The 13,447-nt window shown below is 71.2% G+C and carries 8 protein-coding genes; 3 read left to right on the top strand and 5 right to left on the bottom strand.

Annotated features, from left to right (window positions below):
* Positions 1 to 242: 242 nt before the first annotated feature.
* Positions 243 to 1,166, bottom strand: coding sequence for a hypothetical protein (locus L332_RS24490; RefSeq protein WP_021010945.1), 924 nt, complete (start codon positions 1,164 to 1,166; stop codon positions 243 to 245).
* Between the two features lie 224 nt (positions 1,167 to 1,390).
* Here L332_RS24490 and L332_RS24485 point away from each other — a divergent pair, with 224 nt between their 5' ends.
* Positions 1,391 to 2,893 carry an MFS transporter gene (locus L332_RS24485; RefSeq protein WP_021010944.1) on the top strand — a complete coding sequence of 501 codons (1,503 nt, stop codon included), beginning with the start codon at positions 1,391 to 1,393 and terminating at the stop codon, positions 2,891 to 2,893.
* Here the strand turns inward: L332_RS24485 and L332_RS24480 are convergent.
* From L332_RS24480 to L332_RS24465, 4 genes are all read right to left on the bottom strand, one after another.
* Positions 2,839 to 3,693, bottom strand: coding sequence for a spermidine synthase (locus L332_RS24480; protein WP_144061067.1), 855 nt, complete (start codon positions 3,691 to 3,693; stop codon positions 2,839 to 2,841). The genes L332_RS24485 and L332_RS24480 overlap by 55 nt on opposite strands.
* A complete protein-coding gene (locus tag L332_RS24475) occupies positions 3,690 to 4,148 on the bottom strand; it encodes a SprT-like domain-containing protein (protein ID WP_021010942.1) in 459 nt (152 codons plus the stop codon). The genes L332_RS24480 and L332_RS24475 overlap by 4 nt, the downstream gene beginning before the upstream one ends.
* A 77-nt stretch (positions 4,149 to 4,225) precedes the next feature.
* Entirely contained in the window at positions 4,226 to 4,798 is a 573-nt protein-coding gene (locus L332_RS24470; RefSeq protein ID WP_021010941.1) for a hypothetical protein, read from the bottom strand.
* A gap of 110 nt (positions 4,799 to 4,908) precedes the next feature.
* Entirely contained in the window at positions 4,909 to 5,706 is a 798-nt protein-coding gene (locus tag L332_RS24465) for a spermidine synthase (RefSeq protein ID WP_052588705.1), read from the bottom strand.
* Between the two features lie 300 nt (positions 5,707 to 6,006).
* Here L332_RS24465 and rpoB point away from each other — a divergent pair, with 300 nt between their 5' ends.
* Positions 6,007 to 9,477: a DNA-directed RNA polymerase subunit beta gene (rpoB, locus tag L332_RS24460; RefSeq protein WP_021010939.1), complete on the top strand. Its 3,471-nt coding sequence runs from the start codon at positions 6,007 to 6,009 to the stop codon at positions 9,475 to 9,477.
* A gap of 43 nt (positions 9,478 to 9,520) precedes the next feature.
* Entirely contained in the window at positions 9,521 to 13,405 is a 3,885-nt protein-coding gene (rpoC, locus tag L332_RS24455; RefSeq protein ID WP_021010938.1) for a DNA-directed RNA polymerase subunit beta', read from the top strand.
* The last annotated feature ends 42 nt before the right edge of the window (positions 13,406 to 13,447 follow it).

Below are 13,447 nucleotides of genomic sequence, written 5' to 3'. Positions count from 1 at the left end.
TCTTGCGGCACGGCGGCCTGTCGAGCCGCAGCAGCGTGCACACGCCCACACGCGTCATGTCCTCCCTGGCTTCCATGTGCACGCTCTTGCGGTGCGGCGGCAGCGCGAGCCGCAAGCAGCGAGCACATGCCCGCACGCGTCATGTCCTCCCTGGCTGCGATGTGCACGCTCGTGCGGTGCGGCGGCAGCGCGAGCCGCAAGAGCGTGCACATGCGCACGGCCACGAGCGGGTGGGGCCGGCGCTACGAGCGACGGGCCAGTGCGGCGCGCACGCGCCGCGCGCAGCGATCCCCTGCGCCCGCGACGTCGGCCTTCGTGATGCGGACCACGATCCAGCCGGCCGCCTCGAGCATCTCGTAGCGCAGGATGTCGTCGGCCCAGCGCTTCGGGTCGAGGTGTCCTTCGCCCTCGTACTCGACCGCGATCTTGAGCGCGGGATAGCCGAGGTCCGGGTGCAGCTCGACAGCGTCGATGACCACGAGCGGATGCACCTCGGGCTCCGGCAGCCCCGCGAGCACGATGACGCGGCGGGTGATGCTCTCGAAGCGGGAGTCGACGCCAGCGCGCGCATCGTCGGCGGCCGCCCGCAGGGCGCGCGCGCCGCGGAGGCCCTGGCAGCCCTCGAGGAAGTCGAGCAGCGCCTGCAGCGTCGCGTACGGACGCTTCGGGAGGTCGAGGTCGGGGTAGCGCTTCGAGCCGGTCAGGAGCGCGTCGACGACGTGCACGAGCCGCTCGTGCGGCAGCTCGCGCGCGAGGGTGAGCGCGGTCGCCCCGGGAGCGAGGAGTCGCAGGCCGCGGTGCGACATGCTCTGCAGCCGATCCGGGTCGATGGCGATGTGCCGCGTGCCGACCGCGCGACCGCGGGTGCTGCCGTTGGGTCGCGCGATCACGAGCGGCTCGTCGGCCGACCAGTCGTCGGGGAGCGGGAGCCCCCACAGGCGCGCCGCGGTCGTGCCGCCGTACGAGTGGTGCGGCGGCATGCGCGTCGCGTAGGCCGCGGCGAGCGCGTGCAGGTCGTCGACGGCGCTCGCGCGCACGCCGCGGAACGGCGCGACGAGGTCCCGAGCGCGGACGCGCGCGGGACTGACGCCGGCGCGCAGGGCGTCGCCGACCAGGAACGGCCGGCCGGCGAACGGCTCGGGGAGCGGTGCGGGCAGCGGCGGCATGCGCGCACTCTGCCTCGCCGCGGGTCGGCGCCCGGGCAGCAGGCGGGCCGCCTGTGGAGAGCGCGAGCTTCCACGACCGGCGCGCCGGCGCCAGCGCGACGAGCGATGTGCACGCTCTCGCGGCCCACTGCCGCCGGGAGCCGCGAGAGCATGGATCCGGATGCGTGACGCCGCTCGCGACTCGCGGGTGTCGGCATGTGGGTGGCCTGGTCTAGCGTGCCCGCATGACCTCGATGACGAGGACGCAGGGCGAGCGCACGTTCCTCCACGTGCTGATCAACACCGCCCTCGCCAACCTGACCACGAGCTTCCTCTGGTTCGCGCTGACGTTCTGGGTCTACCTCGAGACCCGCTCCGTGCTCGCGACCGGCATCATCGGCGGCGCCTACATGCTGCTCGTCGCGTTCGGCAGCATGCTCTTCGGCACGATCGTCGACCACAACCGCAAGCTGCGCGTCATGCTGCTCTCGGGCACTGTCACGCTCGTCGCGTTCTCGGCCGCGGGCGTCATGTACCTGCTGCTGCCCGAGCGGACGCTGCTCGACCTCGGCGCGCCCTGGTTCTGGCTCTTCGGCACGATCGTGCTCGTCGGCGCGGTCGTCGAGCAGATGCGCAACATCGCGCTCTCGACGACCGTCACGATGCTCGTGCCCGACGAGCGGCACGCCAACGCGAACGGCCTCGTCGGCACCGTGCAGGGCCTCGCCTTCATCGTCACGAGCGTGCTCTCGGGCCTCGCGATCGGGCGGCTCGGCATGGGCTGGACCATCGCGATCGCCATCGCCCTCACCGCCGTGAGCCTCGCGCACCTGCTGACGCTCCGCATCCCGCAGGACGTCGTCGAGCTCGACGCCGACGACACCGCTCGCGGCGTCGACCTGCGCGGCTCGCTGCGCGCGGTGCTCGCGACCGGGGGGCTCTTCGCGCTCATCCTGTTCTCGACGTTCAACAACCTCATCGGCGGCCTCTACATGGCGCTCATGGACCCCTACGGGCTCGAGCTCTTCACGGTCGAGATGTGGGGCGTCGTGTTCGGGGTCGCCTCGACGGGCTTCATCGTCGGCGGCCTCGCGATCGCGCGCTTCGGGCTCGGCAAGCGCCCGATCCGCACGCTGCTCATCGTCGTGATGGTGATGGGCGCGCTCGGCGCGCTCTTCACGATCCGCGAGTGGTGGTGGCTCTACGCGGGCGGCATCTGGCTCTACATGTGCCTCATCCCGGCCGCGGAAGCCGCCGAGCAGACGATCATCCAGCGCGTCGTGCCGCTCTCGCGGCAAGGCAGGGTGTTCGGCTTCGCGATGGCGTTCGAGGCGGCCGCCGCGCCCGTCACCGCGTTCCTCATCGCGCCGCTCGCCGAGTTCTGGATCCTGCCGTGGGCGCGCTCGAGCGAGGGCTCGGCGGCGCTCGAGCCGCTGCTCGGCACCGGGGTCGCGCGCGGCATCGCGCTCGTCTTCCTCATCGGCGGCGTCGTGATGGTCGTCGCCGCGGCGCTCGCGATGCTCACGAAGTCGTACCGGCAGATCAGCGCCTCCTACGACGCGGCCGCGCCGCCCGACGACGCCCAGCTCGACGACGCGTCAGCGGCGGCCGTGCCGACGGGCGACCCGCGCGCGGTCGGCGCGGTGCCGGCCGAGGGTGTGGGCCCGGATGCGTCGGCTCGCACCGAGCGGGATCAGTCGCCGTCGCGCTCGAGCAGCGACGGCGGCAGGGCTCCCGGGCCGAGGTAGGCGGCGCGCGTCGGCGGCGCGGAGTCGATCGCCGTCGCGTCGGTGACCGGCTCGGGCGCGGTGTCGGCGACGAAGCGCTCGAGCCGCGACCACGGCAGCACGGCGGCGGGCGGCGCCTCGCCACGGAGCCGCTCGCGAATCGCCTCGAGGGGCAGCGGTGCGTCGCTCGCGAGCAGCACGACGTTGCCGAAGCGCGCACCCGCGAGCGTCGAGCCGGTCGAGATGAGCGCGACGTGCGCGAAGACGGCGCGCACGGTGGCGAGCTGCGCGCGAACGAACGCGAGCGGCGGTCCGTCGGCGGAGTTGACGAGCAGCGCGCCGCCCGGCTCGAGCGCCGCGCGCGCGGCGGCGTAGAACTCGATCGACGTGAACGGTGCCGGCACGCTGCCGCCGCCGAAGACATCCGAGAGCACGATCGAGACGGGCTCTGCCTGCGCCTCGAGCACCGCGCGGCCGTCGCCGACCTCGAGCTCGACGCCGTGGGGCAGCGGCGCCTCGGCGAGGACGAGCTCGGCGAGCGCCGGCTCGAGCTCGACGACCCGCTGGTCGAGGTGGGGGAGCGCGTGCTGCAGGAGTCGCGGCAGGGTGGCCGCTCCGCCGCCGAGGTGCAGCGCGCGCCGGCCGCCGCCCGCGAGGCACTCGAGCGCCGCCGCGAGCATCCAGCGCGCCGACGCGTGCCGCGGGGCCGCGCCGGGCGCGCCGATGTGCGACTGCTCGATGCCGTCGATCACGAGCACGAGGCCGTCGTCGGCGGGCTCGAGCCGGGCCTCGCGGCCGCTCGAGAGCCGCGCCGTCGTCACGCCGCCGCCTGCCGGCGGCGCCAGCGGATCTCGACGACCCGACGTGCCGAGCGCGAGCACGCCTTGCACGCGTAGCGCCCCCGCGGCGCGCGGAAGCGCACGTGCTCGTGGCCGCCGGGGCACTCGCCGAGCCAGCCCGCCCGCTCGGCGGCGATCTCGCCCTGATGGGTGCGCCCGCCGATGTAGCCGAGCTCGCGCGCCGCGCGTCGCCACTCGGGACCGTGGCCCGCGCCGGGGCCGACCATCGCGTGCGCGATCTCGTGCAGCAGCGTCTGGTGCACGTCGTCGTCGTCCCAACGGGCGGCGAGGTGCTTCGAGACGGAGATGCGCTTGGCGCGGAAGTCGGTGAGCCCTGCGCGCTTGACGGCGCGGTCGAACTCGAAGCTCCACGACGCGTCGAGGTGCAGCCGGATGAGGGCCTCCGCCCACACCCGCACCCGATCGAGCTCCGCCATCCGTCACCTCCCGCCGGCAGCGAGCATGCCAGCAGCCGGCCGCGCGGCGCGAACCGGCGAGGCGCGCCTGTGGAGGGTCAGCGCCCGCCCCAGATCGGGTGGCTCGCGCGCGGCACGTCCTGCTCGGCGCGGATCGCCTCGGTCTGCGCGCGGTCGGTCGCGACGAGCAGCGCGATCTCGGCCGCCTCGAGCTGCTCTGGCGGCAGGTCGGCCTCGCGGCACAGCTCGACGGCGACGGTGAAGTCGACGCACGCCTCCTGCCAGCGGCCGAGCGCGAAGTGCACGGTGCCCCGCTGCTGGAGCGCGTGCGCCCACAGCTCGACCCAGTCGTTCGAGCGCGCCTCGGCGATGATCGCAGTGCACTCGCGGAGCGCGGTCGAGAGGTCGCCGCGCGTCTGCACGACGGAGGCGCGCAGCAGCCGCGCCTCGGCGGCGCGGTCGCGCGAGCCCGAGGCGCGAGCGAGCGTCACGGCCTCGCTCGCGGCGGCGAGCGCCTCGTCGAGGCGGCCGATGCTCTCGAGCAGCCACGCGCGCTCCGAGACGGCGGCGAGCGAGCGCTCGCGCCCGAGCTCGCGCAGCCGGCGGGCGGCGGCCGCCACGTCGACCGCGTTGCGCAGCGCGGTCTGGTCGTAGCCGATCGACTCGCTCATCCCGACATCGTGCCGCAGGTTCGCTGATCCGCAGGGAGGCCGCGCCGCGAGCCGCTCCGACTCGCTCGGCGCGTGGATGGGGCGGGCGGAGGGGCGAGCGGAGCGGGCGGTCAGCCGAAGATGCCGCGGCTCGGCGCCGGGCTCGGCGTCGCGTCGGCGTCGCGCGCGGGGAGCGCCCCGCCGAGGAAGCGGCGCAGCTCGTCGCCGGCGACGACCTTCCCCGGCAGCGGATCGCGCCGCAGCGCCCGGCCGATCGCATCGAGGTCGGGCAGCGCGGCGCCCGCGATCGCGACGACGTTCCCGAAGCGGCGGCCCTTCAGCATGCCCGGATCGGCGAGGGCAGCCGCTTCGGCGTGCACCTCGAGCAGCGCCGCGAGCTGGCGCTTCGCGAACGCGAGCTGCCGGTCGTCGGCGATGTTCACTGCGACGACCCCGGTCGGGGCGAGCAGCTCGCGCACGAGCGCGTGGAACTCCACGGTCGTGACGTGCGCCGGCGTCTGCGAGCCGGAGAACACATCCACGACCACGAGGTCGGCGGCGCCGACGAGCCCCTTGGGCAAGCGGGCGAGCTGCTCGCGGGCATCGCCGTAGCGCAGCCGCACGCTCGCGCCGCGGGGGAGCGGCGCGACCTCGCGCACGAGCTCGACGAGCGCAGGCTCGAGCTCGATGACCTGCTGCCGCGAGCCCGGGCGGGTCGCGTCGACGTAGCGGGGGAGCGTCAGCGCGCCGGCGCCGAGGTGCACCGCGCTGATGGGTCCCGGCTCGAGCGCGTCGATGACGTGGCCGATCTGCTGCACGTACTCGTAGACGAGCAGCTGCGGCCGCTCGGGGTCGACGTGCGACTGCGGCGTGCCGTCGACGACGAGCTGCCAGCCGCCCGCGGAGGCGTAGCGCATCTCGGCGTGCATGCCGCTCGAGAGGCGGCGGCTCGGGGTCTCCACGCAGCCATCCTGCCGCTACCGCCTGCCGCCCGCGCGCCGCGCTAGCATCGACGCCCGAGGGAGCGCCAGCCGACACGCCGCGGTGACTGGACACGCGCGGTCGTGAGGCGTACAGTGATTCTTTGCGCTCACAGACATCCCCTCTGCCTTCATATTGCGGTCGGCGCGCGCCCGGAGACCGGGCGCTTCAAGGGTGTTGACGAGTCTCTCACCGACGACACGATCCCGGGAAGACCCGCAACCCTTCCCGGCCCGGAGGTATCTGCCTTGGCTGAACTGAGCCCCAAGACCGGTCGGAACGCAAGCCGACTGAGCTTCTCCCGAATCCCGGAGACGCTCACCGTCCCCGACCTGCTGGCGCTGCAGACCGAGAGCTTCGAATGGCTCATCGGCGACGACGCATGGAAGGCCCGCCTCGACGAGGCGACGGCCGCCGGCCGCGACGACATCCCCGCCCAGTCGGGGCTCGAGGAGATCTTCGAGGAGATCTCCCCGATCGAGGACCTGAGCGAGAAGATGCAGCTCTCGTTCTCGGAGCCCGTGCTCGACGTGCCGAAGTACACGATCGACGAGTGCAAGGAGCGCGGCAAGACCTACGCCGCCCCCCTCTACGTCTCGGCCGAGTTCATGAACCACGAGACGGGCGAGATCAAGTCGCAGACCGTCTTCATGGGCGACTTCCCGCTCATGACCGAGAAGGGCACGTTCATCGTGAACGGCACCGAGCGCGTCGTCGTGTCGCAGCTCGTGCGCAGCCCCGGCGTCTACTTCGAGCGCACCCCCGAGAAGAACTCCGACAAGGACGTCTACTCGGCGCGCGTCATTCCGAGCCGCGGCGCGTGGCTCGAGTTCGAGGTCGACAAGCGCGACGCCGTCGGCGTGCGCATCGACCGCAAGCGCAAGCAGTCGGTCACCGTCTTCCTCAAGGCGCTCGGCCTCACCGCCGAGGACATCGCGCGCGAGTTCGCCGGCTACGAGTCGATCCTCGCGACGCTCGAGAAGGACGCGCCGATGACGAAGGAGGACGCCCTCCGCGACATCTACCGCAAGCTGCGTCCGGGCGAGCAGGTGGCCGCCGAGGCCGCTCGCGCGCTGCTCGACAACTTCTACTTCAACCCGAAGCGCTACGACCTCGCGAAGGTCGGCCGCTACAAGATCAACCGCAAGCTCGGCATCGACGTGCCCATGAGCGACTCGGTGCTCTCGGTCGAGGACATCGTCGCGACGATCAAGTACCTCGTCGCGCTCCACAACGGCGACTCGACCCTCCCGGGCGTCCGCAAGGGCGAGCCGGTCGAGATCCGCCTCGACGTCGACGACATCGACCACTTCGGCAACCGCCGCATCCGCGCGGTCGGCGAGCTCATCCAGAACCAGGTCCGCACGGGCCTGGCTCGCATGGAGCGCGTCGTGCGCGAGCGCATGTCGACGCAGGACATCGAGGCGATCACGCCCCAGACGCTCATCAACGTGCGTCCGGTCTCGGCGGCGATCAAGGAGTTCTTCGGCACCTCGCAGCTGTCGCAGTTCATGGATCAGAACAACCCGCTCGCGGGCCTGACCCACAAGCGCCGCCTCTCGGCGCTCGGCCCCGGCGGCCTCTCGCGCGAGCGGGCGGGCGTCGAGGTGCGCGACGTGCACCCCTCGCACTACGGCCGCATGTGCCCGATCGAGACCCCTGAGGGCCCGAACATCGGCCTCATCGGCTCGCTCGCGACCTTCGCGCGCATCAACTCGTTCGGCTTCATCGAGACCCCGTACCGCCGGGTCGAGAACGGCGTCGTGAGCGAGAAGATCGACTACCTCACCGCCTCCGAGGAGGACGAGTTCGTCGTCGCGCACGCGAACAACCGACTCGACTCGAGCCAGCGCTTCGTCGAGGACCGCGTCGTCGCCCGTCGCAAGGGCGAGGAGGTCGAGCTCGTCGTGCCGACCGAGGTCGACTACATGGACGTCTCGCCGCGCCAGATGGTGTCGGTCGCGACGAGCCTCATCCCGTTCCTCGAGCACGACGACGCGAACCGCGCCCTCATGGGTGCGAACATGCAGCGCCAGGCCGTGCCGCTCGTCCGCTCCGAGTCGCCGTTCGTCGGCACCGGCATGGAGGGCTTCGCCGCGATCGACTCCGGCGACGTCATCACGGCGGATGCGTCGGGCGTGGTCGCCGAGGTCTCGGCCGACCTGGTCACGGTGCAGCTCGACGAGGGCGGCACGCAGCAGTACTTCCTGCGCAAGTTCGACCGCTCGAACCAGGGGACGTCGTACAACCACCGCGTCATCGTCTCGGCGGGCGACCGCATCGAGGCCGGCGAGGTCATCGCCGACGGCCCCGCGACCGACCAGGGCGAGCTCGCCCTCGGCCGCAACCTGCTCGTGGCGTTCATGCCGTGGGAGGGCCACAACTACGAGGACGCCATCATCCTGAGCCAGAACCTGGTGAAGGAGGACGTGCTCTCGTCGATCCACATCGAGGAGTACGAGGTCGACGCCCGCGACACGAAGCTGGGCAAGGAGGAGATCACCCGTGACCTCCCCAACGTCGGTCCCGACCTGCTCGCCGACCTCGACGAGCGCGGCATCATCCGCATCGGCGCCGAGGTCGTGCCGGGCGACATCCTCGTCGGCAAGGTCACGCCGAAGGGCGAGACCGAGCTGAGCGCCGAGGAGCGCCTGCTGCGCGCGATCTTCAACGAGAAGAGCCGCGAGGTGCGCGACACGTCCCTCAAGGTGCCGCACGGCGAGCAGGGCACGGTCATCGCGGTCAAGCAGTTCCGCGCTGAGGACGGCGACGACGAGCTCGGCTCGGGCGTGCACGAGAAGGTCGTGGTCTACATCGCGCAGAAGCGCAAGATCACCGAGGGCGACAAGCTCGCCGGCCGCCACGGCAACAAGGGCGTGATCGCCAAGATCCTGCCCGAGGAGGACATGCCGTTCCTCGCCGACGGCACGCCGGTCGACATCGTGCTCAACCCGCTCGGCATCCCGAAGCGCATGAACTTCGGCCAGGTGCTCGAGACGCACCTCGGCTGGATCGCGAAGACGGGCTGGAAGGTCGAGGGCACCCCCGACTGGGCCGAGGGCCTCGACCCGCGCACGCTCGAGGCGCCCGCGAACACGAAGGTCGCGACCCCGGTGTTCGACGGCGCGACCGAGGAGGCCATCATCGGCCTGCTCGACGCGACGCTCCCGACGCGCGACGGCCAGCGGCTCGTCGACGGCTCCGGCAAGGCCGACCTGTTCGACGGCCGCTCGGGCGAGCCCTTCCCGTACCCGATCTCGGTCGGCTACATGTACATCCTCAAGCTCCACCACCTGGTCGACGACAAGATCCACGCGCGCTCGACCGGCCCCTACTCGATGATCACGCAGCAGCCCCTGGGCGGGAAGGCCCAGTTCGGCGGCCAGCGGTTCGGCGAGATGGAGGTCTGGGCGCTCGAGGCGTACGGCGCCGCCTACACCCTGCAGGAGCTGCTCACCATCAAGTCGGACGACATCGTCGGCCGCGTGAAGGTGTACGAGGCGATCGTCAAGGGCGAGAACATCCAGGAGCCCGGCATCCCCGAGTCCTTCAAGGTGCTCATGAAGGAGATGCAGTCGCTGTGCCTGAACGTCGAGGTGCTCAACGCCGCGGGTGACGTCGTCACCCTGCGCGACGACGAGGACGAGGCGCTCCGCACGGCCGAGGAGCTCGGCATCAACCTCTCGCGCCCCGAGATGTCGTCGATCGACGACATCTGATCCGGCAGCCGCAGAACAGAACTCGAAGACAAGAGGAAAAGCATTGATCGACGCAACCACGTTCGATGAGCTGCGGATCGGCCTCGCCACGGCCGACGACATCCGTGCATGGTCCTACGGCGAGGTGAAGAAGCCGGAGACCATCAACTACCGCACGCTGAAGCCCGAGAAGGACGGCCTGTTCGGCGAGCAGATCTTCGGCCCCAGCCGCGACTGGGAGTGCGCGTGCGGCAAGTACAAGCGCGTGCGCTTCAAGGGCATCGTCTGCGAGCGCTGCGGTGTCGAGGTCACGAAGTCGTCGGTGCGCCGCGAGCGCATGGGCCACATCGAGCTCGCCGCCCCGGTGACGCACATCTGGTACTTCAAGGGCGTGCCCAGCCGCCTCGGCTACCTGCTCGACATGGCGCCGAAGGACCTCGAGAAGGTCATCTACTTCGCCGCGTACATGATCATCCGGGTCGACGAGGAGGCTCGCCACGAGCGCCTGCCGGCGCTCGAGCAGGAGCTCCGCCTCAAGATCGGCGAGATCGAGAAGCGTCGCGACGCCGACATCGCCGAGCGCCTCGCGCAGCTCGAGGCGGATGTCGCCGAGCTCGAGCAGGAGGGCGCGAAGGCCGACCAGAAGCGCAAGGTCCGCGACGCGGGCGAGCGCGAGATGGCGCAGCTGCGCAAGATCGCCGACGACCAGATCGCCCACATGGAGCGGGTCTTCGACGACTTCCGCTCGCTCAAGGTCGGCGACTTGAAGGCCGAGGACGCGGTCTACCACGACCTCGTCGACCTCTACGGCGAGTTCTTCGAGGGCCACATGGGCGCCGAGGCGATCAAGCTGCGCCTGCTCTCGTTCGACCTCGCGGCCGAGTCCGAGGACCTGCACCAGCAGATCGCCGAGGGCAAGGGTCAGCGCAAGATCCGCGCGATCAAGCGACTGAAGGTCGTCAACTCGTTCCTGCAGACGGGCAACAGCCCGGCCGCGATGGTGCTCGACGTCGTCCCGGTCATCCCGCCGGAGCTGCGCCCGATGGTGCAGCTCGACGGTGGCCGCTTCGCGACGAGCGACCTGAACGACCTGTACCGCCGGGTCATCAACCGCAACAACCGACTCCGCCGCCTGCTCGACCTCGGTGCTCCCGAGATCATCGTGAACAACGAGAAGCGCATGCTGCAGGAGGCGGTCGACGCCCTGTTCGACAACGGCCGCCGCGGCCGCCCCGTCACGGGCACCGGCAACCGCGCGCTCAAGTCGCTCTCGGACATGCTCAAGGGCAAGCAGGGCCGGTTCCGCCAGAACCTGCTCGGCAAGCGCGTCGACTACTCGGGCCGCTCGGTCATCGTCGTCGGCCCGCAGCTGCAGCTGCACCAGTGCGGCCTGCCGAAGCAGATGGCGCTCGAGCTGTTCAAGCCGTTCGTCATCAAGCGCCTCATCGACCTGGGCCACTCGCAGAACATCAAGCACGCGAAGCGCATGGTCGAGCGGTCGAAGCCGCAGGTGTGGGACGTGCTCGAGGAGATCATCCGCGAGCGCCCCGTGCTGCTGAACCGCGCGCCCACGTTGCACCGCCTCGGCATCCAGGCCTTCGAGCCGCTGCTCGTCGAGGGCAAGGCCATCCAGCTGCACCCGCTCGTGTGCTCGGCGTTCAACGCCGACTTCGACGGCGACCAGATGGCCGTGCACCTGCCGCTCTCGGTCGAGGCGCAGGCCGAGGCCCGCGTGCTCATGCTCGCGTCGAACAACATCCTGAAGCCGTCCGACGGCCGACCGGTGACGCTCCCGACCCACGAGATCGTCTCGGGCCTCCACCACCTCACGTCCGTCAAGGCGGATGCGGTGGGCACGGGCCGCGCGTTCTCCTCGGTCGCCGAGGCCATCATGGCCATGGACCAGGGCACGCTCGACCTCAACGCCGTCGTGCGCATCCGCCTGACGGGCCTCGTCTTCCGGGACCAGGACCGTCCGGAGGGCTTCGTCGACGGTGAGCCGTTCCTGCTCGAGACGACCCTCGGCCGCGCGCTCTTCAACGAGCTGCTGCCGGAGGACTTCCCGTTCGTCGCCGAGGTCGCGGCCAAGCCGGTCATCTCGCTCATCGTGAACGCGCTCGCCGAGCGCTACCCGAAGACCGTGGTGGCGGCGACGCTCGACAAGATCAAGGACGCGGGCTTCCACTGGGCGACCCGCTCCGGCATCACGGTCGCGCTCTCCGACGTCATCACCCCCGCGCGCAAGGACGAGATCGTCGGCGCCGCGGAGGAGGCGGCCCGGAAGATCCAGGACAAGTTCGAGAAGGGCCTGCTGACCGACGCCGAGCGCCGCAGCGACCTCACCGAGCTCTGGACCAAGGCCACGAACGACGTGCAGAAGGCCACCCAGGAGGCGTTCGACGAGGGCAACTCCATCTACCGGATGGTGACCGCCGGCGCGAACGGCAACTGGATCCAGGTGCGCAACATCACCGGCATGCGCGGTCTCGTGACGAACCCGAAGGGCGAGGTCATCCCGCGCCCGATCATCTCCTCGTACCGCGAGGGGCTGACGGTCGCCGAGTACTTCATCGCGACGCACGGCGCGCGCAAGGGCTCGGCCGACACCGCGCTCCGCACCGCCGACTCGGGCTACCTCACGCGTCGACTCGTCGACGTGTCGCAGGACGTCATCATCCGCGAGGACGACTGCGGCACCGAGCGCGGCCTCGACGTGCCCATCGCCGAGACGATCGACGGGCAGCTCGTGCTGCACGAGAACGTCGAGTCGGCGGCGTTCGCCCGCAACCTCGCGGTCGACGTCGTGGCTGCCGACGGCACGGTGCTCGCCACGGGCGGCTCCGACATCGGCGACCGCGAGATCCGCGCCTTCATCGGCGCCGGTGTCGAGACGGTCAAGGTGCGCTCGGTGCTCACGTGCGAGTCGTCGGTGGGCGTCTGCGCCCGCTGCTACGGCCGCTCGCTCGCGACCGGCAAGCTCGTCGACATCGGCGAGGCGGTCGGCATCATCGCCGCCCAGTCGATCGGCGAGCCCGGCACGCAGCTCACGATGCGCACGTTCCACACCGGCGGCTCGGTCGGCGCGAGCGACATCACGCAGGGTCTGCCCCGCGTGACGGAGCTCTTCGAGGCCCGCACCCCCAAGAACGCCTCGCCCATCGCAGAGGTGGCCGGCCGGGTGCGCATCGAGGAGGACGAGAAGTCGAAGCGCGTCGTCATCACGCCCGACAACGGCGACGAGGAGCTCACCTACCAGGTGCTGCGCCGGGCGACGCTCGAGGTCGGCGACGGCGACCACGTCGAGCAGGGCCAGCAGCTGCAGGTCGGCTCGATCGACCCCAAGGAGGTGCTGCGCGTGCGCGGCGTCCGCGAGGTGCAGAAGCACCTGGTCTCGGGCGTCCAGGACGTGTACCGCTCGCAGGGTGTGCCGATCCACGACAAGCACATCGAGGTCATCGTGCGGCAGATGCTGCGCAAGGTCACCGTCGTCGACCACGGCGAGACCGACCTGCTGCCGGGTGAGCTCGTCGACCGCTCGCGGTACAACGAGCTCAACCGCGCCGCGCTGACCGAGGGCAAGAAGACCGCTTCGGCCCGCCAGGAGGTCATGGGCATCACGAAGGCGTCGCTCGCGACGGAGTCGTGGCTCTCGGCCGCATCCTTCCAGGAGACGACGAAGGTGCTCACCGAGGCGGCCCTCGCCGGCAAGCGCGACCCGCTGCTCGGCCTCAAGGAGAACGTCATCATCGGAAAGCTCATCCCGGCCGGCACCGGCCTGGCGCGCTACCGCGACGTCACGGTCGAGGCCACCGAGGAGGCGAAGGCGGAGCGCTACCCGAACCGCCTGTTCGCCGACGCCGGCGGCGTCGACGAGTCCGACCTGTCGTACCTCGACTTCGACGCCTTCACGGGCGGCGAGCTCGGCGAGGAGCCTGGGCGGTACGTCTGAGTGCGAAGCGCTCAATGCGACGCAGTCGCGTTGAGCGCGCAG

Source organism: Agrococcus pavilionensis RW1 (assembly GCF_000400485.1).
GTDB lineage: Bacteria > Actinomycetota > Actinomycetes > Actinomycetales > Microbacteriaceae > Agrococcus > Agrococcus pavilionensis.
The sequence above is the reverse complement of the archived record's forward strand: the minus strand, read 5'-3'. Positions and strand labels throughout refer to the sequence as shown.